Annotated in this window: 19 protein-coding genes; 18 read left to right on the top strand and 1 reads right to left on the bottom strand. The window is 43.1% G+C overall.

What is annotated here, in order from left to right:
- The first annotated feature begins 544 nt into the window (after nucleotides 1-544).
- A complete protein-coding gene (locus BMZ06_RS09980; protein ID WP_089751900.1) occupies nucleotides 545-1,312 on the top strand; it encodes an enoyl-CoA hydratase/isomerase family protein in 768 nt (255 codons plus the stop codon).
- Nucleotides 1,313-1,373: 61 nt separating this feature from the next.
- Nucleotides 1,374-1,850, top strand: coding sequence for an RsfA family transcriptional regulator (locus BMZ06_RS09975; protein ID WP_089751899.1), 477 nt, complete (start codon nucleotides 1,374-1,376; stop codon nucleotides 1,848-1,850).
- Nucleotides 1,851-1,979: 129 nt separating this feature from the next.
- Here BMZ06_RS09975 and BMZ06_RS09970 read toward each other — a convergent pair whose 3' ends face one another.
- Entirely contained in the window at nucleotides 1,980-2,462 is a 483-nt protein-coding gene (locus BMZ06_RS09970) for an N-acetyltransferase (protein ID WP_175477857.1), read from the bottom strand.
- A gap of 163 nt (nucleotides 2,463-2,625) precedes the next feature.
- Here BMZ06_RS09970 and BMZ06_RS09965 point away from each other — a divergent pair, with 163 nt between their 5' ends.
- The 16 genes from BMZ06_RS09965 (at nucleotide 2,626) to ftsZ (ending at nucleotide 22,660) form a co-directional block, all read left to right on the top strand.
- Nucleotides 2,626-3,510 carry a 2-dehydropantoate 2-reductase gene (locus BMZ06_RS09965; RefSeq protein WP_089751897.1) on the top strand — a complete coding sequence of 295 codons (885 nt, stop codon included), beginning with the start codon at nucleotides 2,626-2,628 and terminating at the stop codon, nucleotides 3,508-3,510.
- The gene (locus BMZ06_RS09960; RefSeq protein ID WP_089751896.1) at nucleotides 3,507-3,887 is read left to right on the top strand and encodes a DUF3397 domain-containing protein; all 381 of its coding nucleotides are present in this window, start codon (nucleotides 3,507-3,509) and stop codon (nucleotides 3,885-3,887) included. The genes BMZ06_RS09965 and BMZ06_RS09960 overlap by 4 nt, the downstream gene beginning before the upstream one ends.
- Nucleotides 3,888-3,982: 95 nt before the next feature.
- The gene (bshC, locus tag BMZ06_RS09955; protein ID WP_089751895.1) at nucleotides 3,983-5,608 is read left to right on the top strand and encodes a bacillithiol biosynthesis cysteine-adding enzyme BshC; all 1,626 of its coding nucleotides are present in this window, start codon (nucleotides 3,983-3,985) and stop codon (nucleotides 5,606-5,608) included.
- Between the two features lie 160 nt (nucleotides 5,609-5,768).
- Nucleotides 5,769-6,200 (top strand): division/cell wall cluster transcriptional repressor MraZ, encoded by a 432-nt coding sequence (mraZ, locus tag BMZ06_RS09950; protein ID WP_089751894.1) that lies wholly within the window; start codon nucleotides 5,769-5,771, stop codon nucleotides 6,198-6,200.
- A gap of 21 nt (nucleotides 6,201-6,221) precedes the next feature.
- Nucleotides 6,222-7,202, top strand: coding sequence for a 16S rRNA (cytosine(1402)-N(4))-methyltransferase RsmH (rsmH, locus tag BMZ06_RS09945; protein WP_089751893.1), 981 nt, complete (start codon nucleotides 6,222-6,224; stop codon nucleotides 7,200-7,202).
- Complete coding sequence (gene ftsL, locus BMZ06_RS09940; RefSeq protein WP_089751892.1) at nucleotides 7,199-7,567, top strand: cell division protein FtsL; 369 nt, start codon at nucleotides 7,199-7,201, stop codon at nucleotides 7,565-7,567. Before rsmH ends, ftsL begins: the two co-directional genes overlap by 4 nt.
- Nucleotides 7,568-7,594: 27 nt before the next feature.
- Nucleotides 7,595-9,739 carry a penicillin-binding protein gene (locus tag BMZ06_RS09935; protein WP_089751891.1) on the top strand — a complete coding sequence of 715 codons (2,145 nt, stop codon included), beginning with the start codon at nucleotides 7,595-7,597 and terminating at the stop codon, nucleotides 9,737-9,739.
- Nucleotides 9,740-9,830: 91 nt separating this feature from the next.
- Entirely contained in the window at nucleotides 9,831-11,753 is a 1,923-nt protein-coding gene (locus BMZ06_RS09930; RefSeq protein WP_089751890.1) for a stage V sporulation protein D, read from the top strand.
- A gap of 135 nt (nucleotides 11,754-11,888) precedes the next feature.
- On the top strand, nucleotides 11,889-13,364 hold the full coding sequence (locus tag BMZ06_RS09925) for a UDP-N-acetylmuramoyl-L-alanyl-D-glutamate--2,6-diaminopimelate ligase (protein ID WP_089751889.1): 1,476 nt from the start codon (nucleotides 11,889-11,891) through the stop codon (nucleotides 13,362-13,364).
- On the top strand, nucleotides 13,361-14,722 hold the full coding sequence (locus BMZ06_RS09920) for a UDP-N-acetylmuramoyl-tripeptide--D-alanyl-D-alanine ligase (RefSeq protein ID WP_089751888.1): 1,362 nt from the start codon (nucleotides 13,361-13,363) through the stop codon (nucleotides 14,720-14,722). The genes BMZ06_RS09925 and BMZ06_RS09920 overlap by 4 nt, the downstream gene beginning before the upstream one ends.
- 45 nt (nucleotides 14,723-14,767) lie before the next feature.
- Entirely contained in the window at nucleotides 14,768-15,754 is a 987-nt protein-coding gene (mraY, locus tag BMZ06_RS09915; protein WP_089751887.1) for a phospho-N-acetylmuramoyl-pentapeptide-transferase, read from the top strand.
- Nucleotides 15,751-17,097: a UDP-N-acetylmuramoyl-L-alanine--D-glutamate ligase gene (gene murD, locus BMZ06_RS09910; RefSeq protein ID WP_089751886.1), complete on the top strand. Its 1,347-nt coding sequence runs from the start codon at nucleotides 15,751-15,753 to the stop codon at nucleotides 17,095-17,097. The genes mraY and murD overlap by 4 nt, the downstream gene beginning before the upstream one ends.
- 61 nt (nucleotides 17,098-17,158) lie before the next feature.
- Nucleotides 17,159-18,259, top strand: a complete 1,101-nt coding sequence (gene spoVE, locus BMZ06_RS09905) for a stage V sporulation protein E (protein ID WP_089751885.1) — start codon at nucleotides 17,159-17,161, stop codon at nucleotides 18,257-18,259.
- A gap of 518 nt (nucleotides 18,260-18,777) precedes the next feature.
- Nucleotides 18,778-19,833: a cell division protein FtsQ/DivIB gene (locus BMZ06_RS09900; protein ID WP_089751884.1), complete on the top strand. Its 1,056-nt coding sequence runs from the start codon at nucleotides 18,778-18,780 to the stop codon at nucleotides 19,831-19,833.
- A 307-nt stretch (nucleotides 19,834-20,140) separates the two neighbouring features.
- On the top strand, nucleotides 20,141-21,430 hold the full coding sequence (ftsA, locus tag BMZ06_RS09895; RefSeq protein ID WP_089751883.1) for a cell division protein FtsA: 1,290 nt from the start codon (nucleotides 20,141-20,143) through the stop codon (nucleotides 21,428-21,430).
- A 75-nt stretch (nucleotides 21,431-21,505) separates the two neighbouring features.
- The gene (gene ftsZ, locus BMZ06_RS09890; RefSeq protein ID WP_089751882.1) at nucleotides 21,506-22,660 is read left to right on the top strand and encodes a cell division protein FtsZ; all 1,155 of its coding nucleotides are present in this window, start codon (nucleotides 21,506-21,508) and stop codon (nucleotides 22,658-22,660) included.
- Nucleotides 22,661-23,069: the final 409 nt, after the last annotated feature.

Raw genomic sequence — 23,069 nt, 5'->3', positions numbered from 1 at the left:
GGTGGAGAAGGGGCTCCAGGGAACGGCTCGCTTTCCGTGGGCATGTGGTGAGCTTCCTCAGGCTACGCCTTCCGGGATCTCACCGATCATGTTCATCCCACAGGAGTCTTCGCCGTTCCCTTCCGCCCCACTGCGATTATGGAGAGCTCGAAAATCTATCCATAATCGCCTTCCAATGAACGAGATCCACACATGTTTTCACGTGTAGGAACCCTGTTATAGAAGCATTTGAGGCAGATGCAGCATGCCTCCTTTCTCCTATAGCAGGGTCCGCTCATCAGCTATCGTTCGGGCGGCGAAGGAAACAACGAGACTCCCACGGGAGAAGGGACTAGGTGAGATCCCGCAGGGAGTGAAACGAGCGAGGAAGCTCACCGTTCCCCCGTAGGAAAGCGAGTTGTTTCCGTAGCCGCCCTCATCCTTTTTGGGCGACGGACCCAAGTTATCTCGAAACTGAGTCTTACAGGAAAAGGAGGTCTACTGTAAAATCAACAGGGTGATTTAATCAAACCTTATGTTAAATTAATGAATAGAGGTGATGGAGATGGAACAGGTGCAGCTGGACATTAAACAGGAAAATTATGCAGTACTTACGCTTCAAAGATCAGCAAAAATGAATGCGGTTACTCGACAGATGACTAGAGAGCTGAAGGAAGCGTTGGAACTGGTAAGTTCGGATCATACGCTGAAATTTCTAGTCATTACTGGGGAAGGGGATCGTGCATTTTGCACAGGGGGCGATTTAAACGAATTTCACGGTGATATGCCAGCAGATGAAGCTTATAATCTGCTGCGTCCTATGATGGAGGTGCTCCACCAGATTGCTACAATGCCTATACCCGTGATCGCTCTATTGAACGGCCAGGCTAGAGGAGGAGGTTGTGAAATTGCTACGGCCTGTGATTTCCGCTATGGCCGTAAAGAAGCTAAGTTCGGCTTCGTTCAGGGAAACCTCGGGATAACTCCTGGATGGGGTGGAGGTACCCTTCTTTACCAGCGTCTAACTTCAGGAAATGCCGCTCACTGGCTGATGGATGCGGAAATGTATGATGCAGAGAGAACACTTCATTTAGGCTGGCTGCATAAAATATCTTCTTTGGAAGATATAAAAGGTTTAAAAGATATTCAGCCTTTTTTAAATAAAACGGCGGCTCAGATGCGTGTGTTCAAAAACCAGCTTCTAAAAGAAAGCTTTCCAGAGGATATTTATGAGCGGATGGAAGAAGAGGTTCGGCTTTGTTCGGACTTATGGGAAACCGAGGAACATAAACTCGCGGTGGAAAAGTTTATGAACACAAGAAAAAAGTTATGAATACTATTCTATCAACCATCCTTTCTGCATAACTATAAACAAACAATAGAGGAGGGATGGTATGGATGCCCCTAGACAAGACGCCTGGAAGGAAGAAGAAGATGTACTTCTGGCTAATACGGTTCTTAAGTACATCCGGGAAGGGAAAACACAGCTTGAAGCCTTTCAGGAAGTCGCTGAACATTTGAATAGAACGCCCGCAGCTTGTGGGTTTAGATGGAATGCGACCGTACGAAAAGATTACTACGATGAAATTCAAGAGGCGAAACAAAACCGCAAAGAAAAGCGAACAATTTATACAAGTATACCTTCAGCTGAAGATTCACCACTATCAATTGATGCTGCAATATCCTTCTTAAAAGAAATGAAAGTAAAACAGTATGACGAAAAGGGGAAACAGAAGCTTGAATATGAGTTAAAACAGCTGAGTGAAGACAATCAGAAGCTCAGGCACCAGTTGAAACAGTGGGAAGCGGCTTGGAATGAAATGGATAAACTCGTTCATTGGGTCAAACAACATCAGAAGACTCCTATGTAAACGAACAAAGCTATTTTATTGTATTCTCATTAAACTGATAAGTCCGACAGGCGGGATCCCGTTGCAAAGTCCGGATAAGGAAAAGGCCCCTACACGTCATGTAGCGGCCTTGTTTGTGTTTATATATTATTAAGCATTTATGTCTCTTTCCTCGACACCTGTAGGCATCCAGATGAGTGGATTTTCACCTAAGTCACGCTCCACATCATAATTCGCCTTTTGAAAGCCCATTTTTTCCCAAAAACCGTGGGAATTGATGCGGGGATTTGTTTTAATAGGAAGCTCGAAGCTTTTCGCGAATTCAACTAGGTCTTTTCCAAAGCCCATTTCCCGGTAGTCAGGAAGGACTTCAAGTTTCCACAGCTCGAGATAGTCCTGAGGTGGAACGAAATACTTATCGTATTTAGCGCGAACACGGTATAAACTCATGCGAGCCACTAAAGCGCTTCCATAATAGACACCAAAAAAAGGCGATTCGCTATCATTTTCTACAATGTTGCTCTCAAGATCTTCAAGCATAGCAAGCTCCTGGTTGCCATATTCTTTAAAACGTTTGAACTCTTCTAATGTTTTATAATTGACCAGTAAAGGTTTTACTTTCGTGGAAGTCATCATGAAGATTCCCCTTTCTATTTATCTGTATCTTCCTTTATTATAATATAAAAATTTTCAGAATGAAATGAACAATTAGTGGACTGACAATTATCGACTGCTATTGTACATAAGAGTCTGCTACAATAAGAAAAAAATATTTGATCGAAGTGAGGGGAGACCGATGGATATAGGAGTCATTGGGGGAGGTTCCATAGGGCTGCTTACCGCTGCCTATTTGGGCAGGAACCACGAAGTTCACCTGTATGTAAGAAGAGAAATGCAGAGAAATCATATAGAAAGAGAAGGCGTACATTGTGATGGTTTGGGGGAGTCTACTCGGGTAAGGGCGCATACTATTGAAGAGGGGGTAAAGAATCATAATCTGTTAATAATTGCAGTTAAACAGAAAGATATTGATCCTTTATTAAACATGACCTTGCCTTCAAATGTTCCTTTCCTTTTTTTACAAAATGGTATGGGGCACCTGGAGCGAATAAAAGAACTCCGAAATATATGCTGGCTTGGGGTGGTTGAACACGGCGCACTGAGAGTAGATGACACACGCGTAAAGCATACGGGAAAAGGAAGAATGAATCTGGCCGCCCTGCCTTCTCAGGAGGCTGGTCTTCAACAGATAATCAAAGCTTTGCATACCGAAGAGTTTCCGGTTTATTTTAGAGAAGATTATGAGGAGATGCTTGCTTCGAAATTGCTGATTAATTCTGTAATCAATCCTTTAACAGGAATATTTCAAGTTAGAAATGGAGCCGTTTGCTCGAATAATTATATTAGATCCCTGGCGTGGCGATTGTGCCAGGAAGCCTGTATGGTATTAGGGCGCCGCGTGGATGAGGAATGGGAGCGTGTATTATCGATTGCAGAACTCACGGCTGAAAATCAATCTTCTATGCTCAAAGACTTAGAAGATGGGAGAAAAACGGAAATTGAAGCCATAAATGAATATTTGGTAAAACGAAGCGCTCATGCTTTGCCGAACCACCAATTTGTAGTGGATGCCGTGCACGCAATTGAAGTTCGAAATGAGGGGAGACCAACAGAGAGATGATGGAATTCCTGGTATTCTCATTGGCTGCGATCCTCACCTTGCCAGTCCCGGTAGTGTTGATTTTTTATATGTTTGCCAGGAAATTCAAGCGTCACAAGTGGAAAGCTATTCATCAGACTGCTAATTTCACCGCGCCTATCTTTATCTTATCTGTACATGTCCTTTTGCTAGTTATATTTGATCAGAATTTTTTTGCTTTTATTATGATTTTCCTCCTAATTCTTTTGGGGCTTTCCCTAATTGCCCAGTATCGAAAGAATCATGATGTTCAGATCAAACGGGCGTTGAAGGGGTTTTGGAGAGTCAGTTTCTTAGTTTTCACCCTTTTCTATTTAGGGCTGACTGTTTATGGTCTGGTCGATCGTTTACTGGGGTAAGAAACAGATTAGATGAACTCCCTGAATCTTTTTTGTACAATACTAAGAGGATACATACTACAAGAATATTTGCCCGACAAAGGAGTAGTTCATAAATGCGGATCGATCCTATTCAATTAAAACCGAAACAGAGCCTGTTTCATGATTATAAATATAACTTCGAAAACGTAAAAGATAAATTCTCGTATGCGCCCGGAGATCAGGAAGCCTGGAAGAATCGATGGCAGTTTTTGCAAGACCAAACCTATCAGCGCACCAATCTTTCGGAAGTTTTAAAAGAAATGAACGAGAGATGGGGGGCACCGAAAAGTACATTGGACAATATTGAAAGGCTGAAAGATGAAAACGCAACCGTGGTCATAGCGGGACAACAAGCGGGACTGCTTACAGGTCCGTTGTACACGGTTCATAAAATCATCTCTGTCCTTCAGCTGGCTAAAAAGAAGGAAGCTGAACTAGGTAAGCCTGTTCTCCCGGTTTTCTGGGTTGCAGGAGAGGATCATGATTTTGATGAGATTAACCACATTATGGTTAATAGTCACGGAAAAATGAAAAAAATGGCTATCTCCCAGGAACCGGACCGAAAAGCTTCCGTTTCAGATATTAAAATTGACCAGAAAGCTGGAGAAGAATGGCTGCAGCAAATATTCAGTGAGATAGATGAGACGGAATACACTGGTGATTTCTATCAACAGACACTGCGCTTATTGGAGCAGTCAGAAAGCTATAGTGATTTCTTTGCCAAACTGGTTTATCTCCTGTTTCCGGATGAAGGTCTGGTGGTGATGGATGCTCATCGCCCGGAAGTACGTAAGCTTGAATCTGCTTACTTTACTTCAATGATTCAGCAAAATGCCGAAATCGCTCATCGTGTTTTTTCTGCCATTCAATTAAATGCTCAGGATGGATATGAGACAGTATTAGACAGTGAAGCAGAAGATGCTCATTTGTTCTACCATCATGAGGGTGAGCGTGTCCTTCTCACTCGTGAGAAGGACGGGAGCTTCAGAGGCAAACAGAATGAAGTCCTGTTATCGGAGCAGGAATTATTAGAGATAGCAGAACATCACCCTGAGTGTTTAAGCAATAATGTAGTGTCAAGGCCGCTCATGCAGGATTTCTTATTCCCTGTACTCGCGTTTATAGGTGGACCAGGCGAGATTAATTACTGGTCTGTACTAAAACCTGGGTTTGAAGCCGTCGGTCTTCAGATGCCGCCGGTACTTCCTCGTTTATCCTTTACATTGGTAGACCGTAAATCCGAGCAGGATTTGAAACACTTCCACTTAGAACCTCAGGAAGCTGTACAATTTGGCACCGGCGAAAAGAAAATGAGGTGGATTGCGTCCAAGAGTGCGCCGCCTATTCCTCAGCTCAGTGCGCAGGTAAAAGAGGAAATTGAGCGTATTCACAAGCCTCTTAGAGAAAAATCTGCAGAACTGGGACCGGATCTCGAAGGTCTTGCAGATAAAAATCTTCATTACATTTACCAGCATGTTGATTATTTAGAAAAGCGGATGGCTAAGACGTTGGAAGAGAAATACGAAAGAGAAGTGACTCAGTTTAATGAACTGGATTTACTTCTCCACCCTGCAGGCGGTCTTCAAGAACGGATGTGGAGTATTCTCCCATGGGTGAATGAGCAGGGAACGGACGTTTTCCAGCGACTAAATCAGCATTTGTTAACTTTTGATCAGGATCATTATGTCGTCTATGTATAAAAAGTCCTCCACCTTTCTCCACTGTGTGAAAAAAATCATTTAAACCTTTAAAATCTTGCCTTTTCAGGCAGGATTTTTTTTGTAGATGCAGAAAAATTAAAAGTATGTGGAGAAAAGTGGGGCGATGTGGTAAGGTGAAGACAGAAGGTGGGGAACCATTATGTTCATGGGTGAATTCCAGCATAACATTGATACGAAAGGTCGGATTATTGTTCCGTCCAAATTTCGTGAAGACCTTGGGGAAACGTTTGTCCTTACTCGAGGTTTAGAGCAATGCTTATTTGCTTATCCTATGAATGAATGGAAGCTTCTTGAAGAGAAGCTTAAGAAGCTCCCCCTTACAAAAAAAGATGCCCGCGCTTTCACCAGGTTCTTCTTTTCAGGTGCCGTCGAATGTGAAGTGGACAAGCAGGGAAGAATCAATATCCCACCTCCACTTCGTAAGTATGCTTCACTTGAGAAAGAATGTGTGGTCATCGGCGTATCGAACCGGATTGAATTCTGGAGCAATGAGCATTGGGAAACGTATTTTGAGGCATCGGAAGAATCATTCTCTGAAATTGCAGAGAATATGCTTGATTTTGATATTTGAAGATGAGAAACGAGTGAGTACATGTTTGAACACTACAGCGTATTAAAAAAAGAAACTATAAAGCACTTAAACATTCATCCTGACGGTACATATGTCGACTGTACGCTTGGCGGTGGAGGGCACTCAGAAGTGATTGCCTCTCTGTTAAGCGAGAAGGGCCGGTTAATTTCATTCGATCAGGATGAAGCAGCCCTTGGAGCGGCGCGTGAACGTTTGGAGGAATACTCGGATCGAGTGATTTTTGTGCATGCGAACTTCCGTGAATTGGAGAATGAACTGGAAGAACTAGGTTACACCGAAGTCGATGGGATTTTATACGACCTTGGTGTATCAAGTCCTCAATTAGATGTTGAGGAACGTGGATTCAGCTATCATCAAGATGCACCTTTAGATATGCGGATGAATCAGTCTAATGAACTGAGTGCCAAAGAAGTCGTGAATGAGTGGCCGTATGAGCGTCTCGTAAGAATTTTCTTTAAGTATGGAGAAGAGAAATTTTCTAAACAGATTGCAAGAAAAATTGAAGCCGCTCGAGCTGAGAAAACGATTGAAACAACAGGAGAACTTGTCGAACTAATTAAAGAGGGAATTCCTGCACCTGCCAGACGTAAGGGCGGGCATCCGGCGAAGAGAATTTTTCAGGCAATTCGTATTGCCGTAAATGACGAACTGGGTGCTTTTCAGGATAGTCTGCATCAGGCTGCCCGAGTGTGTGCCATGAATGGACGTATTGCCGTGATTACCTTCCATTCTTTAGAAGACCGCTTATGTAAGCAAGCTTTTAAAAAATGGAGTTCTAATCCGCCTCTGCCCAAAAATATCCCCATTATCCCTGAAGATAAACAACCGCCATTTGAAATGGTGACACGTAAACCGATTGTTGCCGAAAGTGAAGAATTGGAAGAAAACCGTCGTTCACGCTCAGCAAAGTTGAGAGTTGTAGAGAAGATTAAACCTTGGAATTCAGAGTTTCAATTTGAAGAAGGGTGGAAGCAAACATGAGTGTAGAGAAAATAAGAAAAGAGGAGCAGCCTTTTCAACAGCCTGAGAGACAGAAACAGGTAAAAAAAGTAAAGCATCGCAAAAAACAATGGATCAGTACGGGGGAGAAAATGCTGTATTCAGCAGCCACAACATTATTTCTTGCGGCCTCTATATTTCTGGTGCAATTTTCGGCGTCAACGGATGAGTTGAATCGTGATATTCGAAGCTTGGAGCAGGAAATTTCTAAACAGGAATCTCAGAATGAAAACCTTGCTTTTCAAGTGAAAGAACTGAGCAATCCGGACCGTATTCTTAAGATCGCCAAAGAGAATGGACTGGACATCCAAAATGCGCAAGTCAAACAAGCAGCTAATATCGAGTAATAAAATCTTAAAACTGGTGATGTATATATGAAAAACCCAAACACACATAGGGGTGCAGCTCTGCTCATCCTTGTGTTTTCTTTTGTATTTCTGATTATTGTCGGCCGGTTCCTTTATATTGAAACTACAGCGACTGTAGAGGGTGTAGATTTAAAAGAATGGGCGGAGGAGATCAGGACAAGCTCTTACAAGATTGATGCCGACCGAGGCAAAATCTATGATAAGAATGGAATGGTGCTGGCCTATGATCGTCCTATGTATCGTTTACAGGCGATTGTAGACCCGGACTATTCAGTAAACCTTGAAAACCCCAAACACGTAACAGATCCTGAAAAAGTGGCTTCCGAACTTGCTCCTTTACTTGAACTTAAGGAAAGTGAAATCCTTGAAACTATTAAGAATGGTAAGGAAAATGATCGCTTTCAAGTAGAGTTTGGAGCTAATGGGCGGGAAATCTCTCAAGAAGAAATGGAAGAGATTAAAGATTTAAACTTGAATGGTATCACGTTTCAGGAAGAAGCTAAGCGCTATTATCCTAACGGGGTTTTTGCCTCACATCTCATTGGGTTTGCCCGGTCACAAGATGGGGATATCAAAGGAATTACAGGAATAGAAAAGCAAATGCAGAAGTATTTGAAAGAAGAAGAAGGAAAAATAAGCTATGAACGCGATAAATACGGAACTAAACTGCTGGATCCTAATCAGGTGATGAAGGAACCGGATGATGGCGAAAATGTTTACCTGACGATTGACCAGAAAATCCAGACCTTTCTGGAAGATGCCATGTCTCAAGTAGATGAACAATACAGTCCAGAGAAAATCATGGCCGGTGTTATGGATCCTGATACAGGCCAGATCTTAGCCATGAGTAACCGTCCGAGTTATAACCCTAATGACCTTGGCGAGGTAGAGAACTGGTACAATGATTTGATAGCTTATCCTTTCGAACCGGGCTCCACTATGAAAATGTTCACCTGGGCTTCCGCTATCGAAGAAGGAGTTTATGATGGTGATGAGCTATATAAATCCGGCAGGTATCAAGTGACGGAGAATTCAAGTACAATTGGCGATCATAACAACGGAGAGGGCTGGGGAATGATTTCCTTTAACGAAGGATTTCAGCGATCCTCAAACGTTGCTGCATCCATCCTTGCTTACGAGAAATTAGGCCCCGATAAGTTTAAGAAATATCTCTCTGATTTTCATCTCAATCAAAAGTCTGGGATTGACTTACCTGGAGAGAAAACAGGTTCATTAGTTTTTGATAAGCCAATTGAGCAGATTACCACCGCATTTGGTCAAGGCTCAACGGTTGCACCGATCCAGCTCATGACAGCTGCTACATCCATTGCAAATGATGGCAAAATGATGAAACCTTATATTCTTTCAAAGATTTCTTCAAGTAAGGACGGGGAAATTTTAAAAGAGCAGTCACCTGAAGTTATTGGAGAACCTATTTCAAAATCAACAGCCTCTCAGGTGAGAGATTTAATGGGGCAGGTAGTCACTTCTGAAAATGGTACAGGTCAGAAATTTAAACTTGATGATTTTTCCCTCGCGGGTAAGACCGGAACCGCACAGATTAGTAAACCAGGAGGCGGCTATATGACCGGAAGAGAGAACTACACGTTTTCTTTCATGGGTATGGCCCCGAAAGATGATCCTGAACTATTAATGTATGTGGCTGTCCAGCAGCCTGATTTGGATAATACTGAGTATGGCTCAGATCCAGTATCGCACATTGTGAAAACGGTCATGGAAAACAGTCTGCATTATCTCGATATTAAACCAGATGAGGAGAGTCAAACCAAAGTCTCTCAAGTAAAACTTCCTGATGTCACCGATCTTTCTGTGGAGAAAGCTACCAGCCGATTAAAAGAAAACTTCAATCGGGTGGAAGTGATTGGTCAAGGTAGTGAGGTAGAGAAAATATTACCTGAACCAGGCGCTAAGCTATTAAAGAATCAGAGAATTATGGTTATAACCGATCAACCAACGATGCCTGATCTGACAGGCTATTCTTTGAGGGATGTCCACCGTCTTGCCGAGTATTTTGGCTTCAATATAGAAACGATGGGTAATGGATACGTAGCAAAACAAAGCATAGCTCCAGGTTCGGAGATTAAAGAAGAAGGTTATCTGGTGGTAGAACTAGCACCGCCAGAATCATAGGGAAGACCATTCCAGACAGTGTTCTAATCGCTTCTACAATGCATATAGTGATACAAGCTGACTCTACCGACTTTCAAAAGGAGTTATGTGGATGAGAAGAGTATCGCAAGTCATTGTTAAGAAACGATTGATCACTGTTTTTCTTGTGGGAATGGTTATTTTTTGTGTCATTATTGGAAGGCTCGGGTACGTTCAATTTGTACTCAGTGATTTTCTAATCGCTAAAGCAGAAGAGTCATGGAGCCGTGACATCACATTTGAACCAGAAAGAGGCAGCATTGTGGACACAAATGGGGAAGTGCTTGTCGGCAATCAGTCCGCTCCAACCGTCATGGTTGTACCAAGGCAGGTAAAAGACCCTGAAACCACAGCTAAGAATTTAGCTCAAATTCTTGAGATGAGTGTGGAGAAAGCCTACACCCACGTCACGAAACAAATATCTATTGAAAAAATCCACCCAGAAGGCCGGAAAATCTCAGAAGATAAAGCAGAAGCTATCCAATCTCTAGGGATGCCTGGGGTCTACATCGCAGAAGATTCGGAGCGCTACTATCCTCATGGTTCGTTTCTTTCCCACGTACTCGGTTTCAGCGGCATTGATAATCAGGGGCTTCTTGGTCTTGAAGCCTATTATGATGATGAGCTTAAGGGCGAAAAGGGAGCTCTTTCTTTCTTCTCCGATGCAAAAGGGAAGCGAATGCCTGACATGGCCGATATTTACAAACCCCCGGTAGACGGAAAAGATCTTCAGCTTACGATTGATTATAAAGTCCAGGCCATTGTTGAAAGAGAGCTGGATATTGCCCAAAGCAAATACAACCCAGACGGAGCGGTCGCTTTAGCAGTGGATCCTGATACTGGGAAGGTAGTAGCTATGGCTTCGCGTCCGAATTTTAATCCAGCTAATTATCAGGAAGTTGAACCAATGGTTTATAATCGAAATTTGCCGGTTTGGAGTACGTATGAGCCGGGTTCTACTTTTAAAATTATTACGCTCGCAGCGGCGCTGGAAGAAAATCTGGTCGACCTACACGATGAGCATTTTCACGATTCAGGTGCTGTGAAGGTAGATGGAGCCACTTTACACTGCTGGAAGCGTGGAGGACACGGGGATCAGACGTTTTTGGAAGTAGTTCAAAACTCTTGTAACCCAGGATTTGTCCAATTGGGCCAGCGCTTAGGTAAAGATAAACTATTTGAATATATTGACCGATTCGGTTTCGGGGAAAAGACTGGTATTGACTTGGAAGGGGAAGGCAAAGGGATTTTGTTTAAGCCTAAAAATGTTGGTCCTGTGGAACAGGCAACGACAGCGTTTGGACAAGGCGTCTCTGTTACCCCTATTCAACAGGTGATGGCCGTAGCGGCAGCTGTGAATGGAGGATATTATTACGAACCTTACATCCAGGAAGCCTGGCTTGATCCAGTCACTGGAGAAGCAGAAGAAAAGAATGAGCCGAAAGTAAAGGATCGCGTAATTTCAGAAGAAACATCCGCACAAATCCGTAAGGCGCTGGAGAGCGTTGTGGCTAAAGGAACAGGCCGCGGAGCTTATGTCGAAGGATATCGCGTAGGTGGTAAGACGGGTACCGCCCAAAAGGTTGGACCGGATGGAAGGTATATGGAAAACAACCATATCGTTTCATTCATTGGCTTTGCGCCTGCAGATGATCCTGAATTAGTGGTTTATTTAGCCATCGATAACCCGAAGGATACCGTCCAGTTTGGAGGCGTTGTGGCGGCTCCTATCGTAGGGAATATCATGGAAGACAGCCTGAGAGCTTTAGAGGTGAAACCGCGTAAAGATGGACTGGAAAAAGAATATACATGGCCTGATGAGCCATTGGTTGAAGTTCCGAATGTTACAGGGCTTGAGAAAAAAGAGCTCAATCAGTTGCTCACCAACTTAAAAATCGAGGCAAGTGGAAAAGGTGATAAAGTGATTACCCAGGCGCCTGAAGCTGGAGTGAAGGTGCCGAGCGGATCCAAAGTCCGAGTTTATATGGGGAATTAGAAATAGTTAGTTGCATTATGTTTCAAATTCGTGAACAAACTGTAACGATAAACCGTTCAAAAAAACAATAATGGGCATACAGAAGGTTCGTCAATTTGCTATAATGAATCTTGTATGTGGGTAAGGGTGACAGTTATGAAAATGAAAAAGTTACTGAAGCTTATGCCTTTTTATAAAGTAACTCAACCCCTGTTAGACATTACGGTTAAAGGGATTTCGATGGATTCAAGATCCACGGGTCCCGGTGACCTTTTTATTTGCATTCACGGTGTTGAAGCCGATGGACATGAGTATGCGCAAGAAGCAGAAGCTAAAGGGGCTGCGGTCATCATGGCGGAAAGAGAAGTCACAACGAGCCTGCCTGTTGTGATTGTAAATGATACCGTGAGGGCTCTTGCGATGGCAGCTTCTATTTTTTATGGTTTTCCATCGGAGCACTTAAGGGTGATTGGAGTGACAGGAACGAATGGGAAAACAACTGTTTCGTATTTATTGGACGAAATCTTTCGGAATTATAATCAACGGACAGGAATGATCGGCACGATTCAAGTGTCTATCGCTGGAAAAACCTATCCTGTTAAGAATACCACTCCAGACAGTCTCTCACTTCAGCGTTATTTTGCGGAAATGCGCAAGGCGAAGGTAACTACGGCGATTATGGAGGTCTCTTCGCATGCGCTTGATCAAGGCAGAGTCTATGGCTGCGATTTTGACATTGCCATCTTCACCAATCTCACCCGCGATCATTTAGATTACCATGATAACTTTGATGATTATCTTCGGGCTAAGTCCCTATTGTTTGCTCAATTAGGTAACGGGTATAATAAAGGGCGGCGAAAATTTGCTATCATAAATAAAGATTCCAAGCAGGCGAAACGATTTATTCACTCGACTTCACAATCCCTGCTTACATATGGGATTCACTCCAATGCAGATATAATGGCGAAGGACATCATACTAGGAGAAACAGGCGCTGCTTATAGTCTGGAAACTCCCAAAGGGGAAATTGCTATTAACAGTCCCCTTATGGGGCTTTTCAGTGTTTATAATATGCTTGCAGCAGCTGGGGCAGCAATTTTGTCGGGTATTCCTCTTCCTGTTATCAAGCATGCTTTCGAAACGACCCGTGGTGTGAGGGGACGTTTTGAGCCGGTTCGGGAAGGACAGGAGTATGGAGTAGTAATTGATTATGCCCATACACCGGACTCCCTGCAAAATGCTTTAAAGACGATCTCAGAATTCTGTAAAGGTGTCACTTATGTAGTGGTGGGATGCGGAGGGGACAGAGACCGGAGCAAGCGGTCTTATATGGCTGACGCCGCGATACAAGGAGCCGATCACGTTATTTTTACAACGGATAATCCGCGAAGCGAAGATCCTAAACAGATTTTTCAGGATATGACCGGACACTTGAGCAATCCATTTGAATTAATTGAAGACCGGGAGCAGGCGATTGAATATGCTCTTAGAATGGCAAAAGCAGGAGATATGGTCCTAATTGCCGGAAAAGGACACGAAACATACCAGGAAGTAAATGGTGTGAGACATCCTTTCGATGATAGTGAAGTAGCAAAAATGATATTAAAGAGAATGAAGGAGCGTCCATCATGATTTTAGAAGTGCAAGAACTGACTACCCTCTTCCCTGAATTTAAAGGAGCGGCGCAAGACAGAATTACATTAAAAGAAATTCTAACCGACACAAGAGTGGAGGCTAAGCAGAGTTTGTTTATACCCATAGTGGGTGAGAATTTTGATGCCCATGATTTTATAAAGGACGCAATTAAACAAGGAGCGGTCGCAGCGCTCTGGCAGAAGGATAGGGAGCTTTCTTCCGCCGTACCGACCGATTTCCCTGTCTTTTTTGTTGAGGATACGACGAAAGGACTTCAGGAAGTGGCTGCGTATTATTTGCAGAAGATTCATCCATTAGTCATTGGAATAACCGGCTCTAATGGAAAGACAACTACAAAGGATATGACAGCTTCTGTGTTAAGCCGGAAGTATAAGACGCATAAAACAGCTGGAAATTATAATAATCATATCGGACTTCCCTTGACGATTCTCTCCATGAATGAGGACACAGAAGTTCTTGTCCTGGAAATGGGGATGGACCGGGCAGGCGAAATTGCCGTCTTATCAAAACTTGCTCATCCCAAATATGCCGTCATTACAAACATTGGTGAATCCCATATTGAAAACCTTGGCTCCCGGCAGGGCATCGCTTCTGCTAAGCTGGAAATCAGGGACGGGATGTCTAAGGATGGTACGTTAATCATTGATGGTGACGAACCGCTGTTAGATGCCGTTAAACAAGATGAAAGATCAATATCATGCGGGTTCAATAGCAGCAGCAATACTCAAGTGAAGGTAATCAACACTTCAGATGATGCCAGTGAGTTCGCGATTAATGAAAAAGAAACTTATAAGCTCCCGCTGGCTGGAAAGCATAATGTGAAAAATGCAGCTTATGTTATTACCCTTGCTAAGAAGGCAGGACTCTCGGCCGATCAAATTCAAGAAGGCTTTGATCATCTTCAGATGTCGAGCATGCGTTATGAGAAACACATAGGAATAAATGATTCTCTGATTATTAATGACGCCTATAACGCCTCACCGACATCAATGAAAGCTCTGATAGAAGTGATGGCTCAACTAACTACAAAATCTCGAAAGATCCTGATTCTCGGGGATATGTTTGAACTTGGGGCCCAGTCCCGGGACTTACACCGCAGTGTAGCTGAAGCCGTTACCGATAAAATTGATGCCGTCTATACTATTGGCGAGCATTCCGAAGAAATATCCAGGGCAGTCGCAGAACGGCAGCCGCAGATAGCAACCAAACATTTTACAGATAAAGAAACTTTAAGTCATCATGTACGTGCAGCATTAACGGCCGACACCGTAGTTCTTATTAAGGCTTCGAGAGGGATGAAGCTGGAGGAATTACTCAACGATCTCGTAAAATGATTCATAGGAGATGATTGACAACGAAGTAACAGGAGGTACTAGAAAATGAACGACTACATATTACTAATCACCATGGCATTATCATTCGCTCTCACAGTTGTGATATCGCCGATCATCATTCCTTATTTGAGACGTTTGAAGTTCGGTCAGGCTATTAGAGAAGAAGGTCCGGAATCTCACCAGAAAAAATCAGGAACCCCTACGATGGGCGGTGTGATGATTATCATTGCGGTACTGGTCACTACCCTCTGCGCTTCATACTGGTTTACACCGGGTTCTTCAAGCGTCCACCTATTTCTCGTTTTATTTGTACTGCTCGGGTATGGGCTGCTCGGGTTTTTAGATGATTATATAAAAGTAGCCTTAAAGCGAAATCTTGGTTTAACTTCAAAACAGAAAATGGCTGGCCAAATTGTTATTGCACTCGTTGTTTACATTATCTTAGAACGAACAGGTTTTCCGACTTTTATTACTCTACCTGGTACATCTTTTGAATTGGAACTGGGCTGGGGATATGGACTCCTCATTTTATTCATGCTTGTAGGGGGATCTAATGCGGTTAACTTAACAGACGGTTTGGATGGACTGCTTGCAGGAACAGCAGCTATTGCTTTCGGAGCTTTTGCTATTCTGGCGTGGACGGATCAGTCTAATGTGGAAGTAACTATTTTCACCCTTGCTGTTGTAGGAGCATTACTAGGGTTTCTCGTATTTAATGCTCACCCTGCTAAGGTATTTATGGGGGACACCGGCTCGCTCGCTCTTGGTGGAGCCATTGCAATCGCAGCTATTTTAACAAAACTGGAACTCATCCTTGTGATCATAGGCGGGGTGTTTGTACTCGAAACACTCTCAGTCATTATTCAGGTTATTTCATTTAAAACGACAGGCAAAAGAGTCTTTAAGATGAGCCCACTGCACCACCATTATGAACTGAAAGGCTGGTCCGAGTGGCGTGTCGTCACAACGTTTTGGACAGTAGGTCTTGTGTTCGCCGTGCTTGGGATTTATATTGAGGTGATGTTTGGATGAAGACGTTAACGAATTTTCCTTATAACCATGTTTTAGTTGTTGGCTTAGCTAAAAGTGGCACGGCAGCCTCCCATCTCTTACTTGATTCAGAAATCAAAGTTAGAATCAACGACCTGAAGGCCGATAAAGAGAGTGAAGATGTTAAGAGTTTAATCGAAAAAGGGGCAGAAGTTATTACGGGTGGCCATCCGCTTGAAGCGCTTGAAGGAATAGAACTGATTGTTAAAAACCCAGGCATTCCTTATGAAAACCCCTTAATTGATGAAGCCGTAAAACGGGAAATCCCGGTAGTTACGGAGGTAGAGCTTGCGGGAAGACTTCATGATGGACCTCTGATTGCGATCACGGGTTCCAATGGAAAAACCACGACCACAACATTAATCCATGAGATCATTAAGGCTGATGATCATCCTGTTTCCGTAGCAGGTAACATCGGAAAAGTCGCTTGTGAAGTAGCTCGTTCGACCAGTGATAAAGAGGCCATGGTCGTTGAAATGTCCTCCTTTCAGTTATTGGGAACAGAAACGTTCAAACCGGACGTTGCTGTGTTATTAAACCTTTACGAAGCTCATTTAGATTATCATGGCACGCTTGAGGCTTATCATAATGCAAAAGCAAAAATTATAGAAAATCAGACCTCAGAAGATACATTTGTGTACAATGCCGATGATAAGAAGATTATGAGCTACCTTCCGGGTGCAAAGTCGAAACAGGTTCCTTTTACTCTTCATCAGCAAGGCAGCGGGGCATGGGCAGATAATGAATGGATCTACTATAATGAGGAAGCTATTATGAAGAAATCGGAAATTGTGCTGGTAGGTGAGCAGAATCTGCAAAATATACTGGCAGCTCTAGCTGTTGTGAAAACCATCGGGATTTCCAATGAAGCCATTCACCAGGTGCTGACGACCTTTGCTGGTGTAAAGCATCGACTGGAATACGTACAGGAGAAAAACGGTAGGTTCTTTTACAATGACTCTAAAGCGACCAATATATTAGCCACTTCCTATGCATTGCGTTCGTTCCAGCAGCCGATTATTCTGCTGGCAGGGGGTCTGGACCGGGGGAACAGTTTTGAAGGGCTTGCCCCGTATCTCTCTAACGTAAAAGCAATGATCGTATTTGGTGAAACGGCTGACCTTTTAAAAGAGACCGGTACGTCTGCTGGTATCAAAGATATCATTAAAGTAGAAACGATGGATAAGGCTGTAACAGAAGCTTATCATCTATCCAATCAAAATGATGTCGTTTTATTATCTCCTGCCTGTGCGAGCTGGGATCAATATCGCACATTCGAAGAAAGAGGCAACATGTTTACAGAAGCTGTGCATAAGCTGAAGTAAGGGCTTTATGCGACAAGCTTGAGCCCTGTTTTCCATTCTGATGGGAGGTAGGGCTTTTTTTATGGAGGAAAAACAAAGAAAGCCGGATTTATGGTTAGTTGCCGCTATATTAGGGATATTGATTATGGGGATTGTCATGGTTTACAGTTCATCAAGCATCTGGTCCGAGTATAAGTTTGATGACCCTTGGTTCTTTGCGAAGCGTCAAATGCTTTTTGCTTCCGTAGGACTGGTGGCCATGGTGGCGTTATCAAGAATTCCCTACTACGTTTGGCACAGACACTCCAAGTGGATTTTAATCATGTGTCTAGTATTTCTAATTGCTGTATTAATTCCAGGCGTGGGCATGGTACGTGGAGGAGCAAGGAGTTGGATTGGCGTAGGGATGTTCAGTATTCAGCCTTCAGAGTTTATGAAGCTTGGTTTAATTTTATTTCTGGCACGCTTTTTGTCTGAGCGTCAAAAGATAATGAACTCATTTCAGCAGGGATTCCTTCCTGGACTAGCTTTAATCCTCGTTCCATTTGCTTTAATTATGCTTCAGCCTGATTTAGGGACAGGCGTGGTTATGGTTGGGACATGTATGGTGATGATGTTTACTGCTGGAGCCAGAATCAGCCATTTTATGTGGATGGCAGGGGCGGGTATGGCTGGAATGATCGCTTTAATTGCTTCAGCTCCCTACCGGATCAAGCGTATTACTGCCTTTCTTCATCCATGGGAAGACCCTCTTGGAAGCGGATTTCAAATCATCCAGTCCCTGTATGCCATTGGTCCAGGAGGATTGCTTGGTCTTGGATTAGGAAACAGCATGCAGAAATTCTTCTACTTACCTGAGCCTCAGACAGACTTTATTTTTGCGGTACTTGCAGAAGAACTTGGGTTCTTAGGAGGAGCCTTTATCCTGATTTTATTTTTCATTCTCCTATGGAGAGGAATCAGGACGAGTCTCTATGCTCCTGACCTTTTTGGTTCACTTCTTGCCCTGGGCATCGTGGGCATGGTGTCCATTCAAGTAATGATTAATGTTAGTGTAGTAACGGGGTTGATTCCGGTAACTGGGATTACACTTCCTCTAGTCAGTTATGGCGGATCATCTCTCACTCTTACTCTTGCTTCGCTGGGATTATTGCTCAGCGTCAGCAGATTTTCAAGTCATTAAAAGACGATACAGATTTATCTGCATCGTCTTTTCGTTATTTCTCGGACTTTATTTTACACAGTCGTTGATTTTTATAAGAGGCTTATTGAACTATTGGGCCCTGCACGACGCAGGGTCGTTCGACGTTGCCACAGGACGTGGCGGTCTTAGTCGAACATTCTTTTATGGACCTATTTTATCTCGAAACTGAGTCTTACAGAAACGAGAGCTTATCTGTAAAATCCACACTCAATTCTAACAGGCCCATTTCTATAATTTTATTATGAAACTCGTGGAAAACGGATGACGAGAAGCTGTAATTCTGACATACTAGTGAATGAAAGCGGATAAATGAGAAAATAGGAGAAAATATTATGAAACTAGTTTAACTCACGTAATCCGTTAGCGAAAATTTGTGATATAATGGGAGTCATTAGATGAAGAAACCCCTTCATTGAATTAAGTAATGGTAAATCATTCTTTCATACAGCTTAATGCAGCATCGAAAGGGTGTCTAGCAGTAAGGAGAAATGCCCGTTATGGAAGAGAGAAAAGTCGTTTCCATAGAAGATCGCATACCTAAGTTGAAGCAGACAAGAAGGAAAAAAGCAAACAGAAGACTGATTCTTTATTTGATGATTCTCTTTTTACTTATTGCGGTTGTGATTTATTTACAGTCACCGCTGAGTAATGTAGGTAATATAGAAGTCCAGGGCGAAAGGCATGTAACTGCTGATGAAATTAAGGAACTGGCTAATATAACCACAGAGACTAATTATTGGAAAGTAGATACTGATTCTATAAAAAATAATGTTGAATCTCATAAAGAAATTAAGAGTGTGAATGTGAATCGAGATTTTCCGAATACTGTTCAGATTCAAGTGGAAGAAGCAGAACGGATCGGATACGTGCAAACGAACGGTGAATTCTCTGCAATTCTTGAAAATGGAACTAAACTAGAGGCCACTTCTTCACTTCCTGGAGGAGATGCGCCGATCCTGGCCGGCTTTTCAAAACAGACTTATCTTGAAGAAATGTCCAAAGAGTTAAAGGAATTACCGCACAGTGTAACGAATTTAATTTCCGAAATTCATTGGGAGCCTAAAGAAGACAACCCTTATCAAATTAGGCTGTATATGAACGATGGCTTTCAGGTATTTGCTTCTATCCGGAATTTCTCAAATAAAATGACCATTTATCCATCCATTGTGGCTCAATTAGAAGAAGGCGCTGAAGGGATTATTCATATCGATGTAGGTGCTTATTTTGAAGAATATGCCGATGCGGGGGAAGAGGGAGATACGGAAGGTGAAGCTCAGGCTGACAGCCCGGATCAGGTCGAGGAATCAATCTCTGAATTTGAAGCAAATAATAGTCCGGAAGATAATACGGAGTCAGCACCAGAATCTGAAACAACGATCACACCTCAGGAAAATACGGAACTAACCCCTCAACCTGAAACAAGAGAGGATTCCGAGCCTGATATGGAAGACACTCCAGTCTCTGAACAGGACAGTGAGCAAAGCGGAAATGAAGAAGATAACGATGGATCTGCTTCTACGGATGCCTCCAGCTCGGAAGAATCCGAGCAGTAAGCCTTGACAAATGGCATGGATATAGCAAAAGTTATAAAGGTTTTGACGGCAGCAGGGTAGGGTGGATTCATGTGAATTCTGCAAATGCTCCTTGACTTAAAATTGAAAAAATGCGATGAATGAAAAGGATATTCTTTAGACTTTGTGGAAATCAACTAAAAGAATAGCTTTAAAAGTGATCTAAAAAAAGCTGGAGTCTCAAAAAATATCAATTGATTTACGAAATGGTTGCAAAGATTGTGTTTTTATCGTAAATTCGATATGCTTTGAACTACTCAAATGGCTTGTAATAGGAGGTGCGCCACTGGTGAAACAAGAAGAAATATTAGTTAGCTTAGATATAGGAACGAGTCGTATAAAGGTAATTATTGGAGAGATCTCAAATGATACCCTCAATATTATTGGCGTAGGCTCAGCTAAATCAAACGGTATGAAAAAAGGGGCAATTGTTGATATAGATCAGACGGTCCATTCTATACGTTCAGCCGTAGAACAGGCAGAACGCATGGTAGATATGAAAATTGACCGTGTAGTGGTAGGTATTAACGGCAATCATATTCAGCTGCAGTCCTGTCATGGAGTGGTTGCTGTCTCAAGTGAAAGCAGAGAGATTGGTAATGAAGACATTACACGGGTGATTGATGCAGCCCAGGTGCTATCTATACCTCCAGAAAGAGAGATTATTGATGTCATACCCCGCCAGTTTATCGTGGATGGACAGGATGAAATTACTGATCCTCGCGGAATGATTGGTGTTCGATTGGAAATGGAAGGTATGATTATTACGTGTGCTAAAACCGTTTTACATAACACTTTGAAGTGTGTTGAGCGTGCGGGGCTTGAGGTACTGGATGTTTGTCTTCAGCCTCTTGCTTCAGGGACAGTCTCCTTGTCCAGCGACGAAACCAATCTTGGTGTTGCGCTACTGGATGTGGGCGGTGGATCTACCACAATTTCTGTTTTTGAAGACGGTCACCTTAAAGGGACCAGCTTAATTCCATTCGGTGGAGATAACATTACAAAAGACTTGTCGATCGGATTAAGAACATCGACAGAAGAAGCAGAAAAAGTGAAAGTCGAGCATGGGCATGCTTTTTTTGACGATGCTAATGAGCAGGAAACATTTTCTGTCACAATCATTGGAAGTAATCGCGAACAGGCATTCAATCAATTGCAATTATCTGATATGATTGAAGCTAGACTAGAAGAAATATTTGTCTTAGCAGCTGAAGAGCTTCAACGAATGGGAGTAAGAGAATTGCCGGGAGGTTTTGTACTGACTGGCGGAACGATGAACATGCCTGGCATACTGGAACTTGCCCAGGACGTATTCCATTCGAATGTTCGATTGGCAATCCCGGATTATATCGGTGTAAGAGAACCGCAGTTTACAAGTGGTGTAGGTATCTTGCAATTCGCCTATCGTAATGCGAAAATACAAGGAAAAGAGATTTTCCCATCTGTAACTGAAGAATTTGCACAACCAGCGCCTAAAAAACAGAAACGTGCTGCGAAACAGCAAAATGAAGAAAATGAAAAGCCCGAGAAGAAGAAAGAATCAGGCTTGTCCAACTTATTAAAGTATTTCTTTGATTAATGACAGGTCAAGGTCGGTCAGCGGACGGACACAAACAATAAATCTTGTAATCTCGTGTACTAGGAGGAACGGAAGATGTTAGATTTTGATACAAGCATGGACCAACTGGCAACCATTAAAGTTATCGGAGTAGGCGGCGGTGGCAGTAATGCCGTCAACCGTATGATTGAGCATGGAGTACAAGGCGTAGAATTCATCGCCGTAAATACAGATGCTCAGGCACTGAATTTATCTAAAGCAGAAGTTAAAATGCAAATTGGCGGTAAACTGACTAGAGGTCTTGGTGCGGGTGCAAACCCGGAAGTGGGCCGCAAAGCTGCCGAAGAAAGTAAGGAACAGTTAGAAGAAGCTCTTCAAGGAGCAGATATGGTTTTCGTTACAGCCGGAATGGGCGGCGGAACAGGAACAGGTGCTGCACCGGTCATTGCACAAGTTGCTAAAGAACTTGGTGCGCTAACCGTAGGTGTTGTAACACGTCCGTTCACGTTTGAAGGACGTAAACGCTCCACACAAGCTGCAGGCGGAATCGAAGGATTGAAAGGAAGCGTAGATACGCTGATTGTCATTCCAAATGACCGTCTTCTTGAAATTGTTGATAAAAATACACCGATGCTGGAAGCATTCCGCGAAGCAGACAATGTTCTTCGTCAAGGTGTACAAGGCATATCAGACTTAATTGCTGTTCCAGGACTGATCAACGTTGACTTCGCAGACGTTAAGACCATCATGGTAGACAAAGGATCAGCATTGATGGGCATTGGAATAGCTACGGGTGAAAGCAGAGCCGCAGAGGCTGCTAAGAAAGCTATATCTTCACCATTGCTTGAAACATCCATTGATGGGGCACATGGCGTACTGATGAATATCAGCGGCGGAACCAACTTGAGCCTGTATGAAGTTCAAGAAGCAGCTGATATCGTTACATCAGCAGCGGATCAGGAAGTAAACGTTATCTTTGGTTCAGTTATCAATGAAAACCTCAAAGATGAAATTGTAGTTACGGTTATTGCAACTGGTTTTGATGAGACGCAAATTGCTCAAGGGCAAAAGAAACGTCCATCTACAAGCCAGCCAAGTCCGAGCCAGCAAAAACCTAGTCATCCTGAGCGCAGCGTACGTGAGGAACAGCCTCGCCGTGAAAGCCCTCAGCCACAAAATCAAAAGCCAAACCAGGAAGAAGACACCCTGGATATCCCGACATTCCTAAGAAACCGGAATCGTCGCCGTTAAAATGAAAGTAAAGCCCGTTGCACCTCACAAGGTGCAACGGGCTTTTTTGTTGGCTATGTATAACTTTATTGCTGATTTTATGTGTTCTTTATTCAACAAAAGGGCCGGTTACTGTAAGACTCAGTTTCGAGATATTGTGGGAGTCTGTAGGTCCTGCGGGGGACGATTCGCTTTCCGTGGGCATGTGCTGAGCCTCCTCGAGCAATGCTCTGCGGGGTCTCACCGATCATGTTTATCCCACAGGAGTCTTCATCGTCCCCCTCCGGACCTAGCCTAATCAGATGCTCGAAACCACTTAAGACATCACATGAGTGATGAGACCATGTGATTGTGCAGCTATTTTCAGGATGTAACTATCGCCATAGCCTGTATTAAAGCCTTTAATACAGATTAAGAAGGAGAACTTTTC

It is taken from the genome of Halobacillus alkaliphilus, from assembly GCF_900113125.1.
Lineage (GTDB): Bacteria > Bacillota > Bacilli > Bacillales > Halobacillaceae > Halobacillus > Halobacillus alkaliphilus.
Note: the sequence above shows the minus strand (reverse complement) of the source record. Positions and strands in the feature narration are given on the sequence as shown.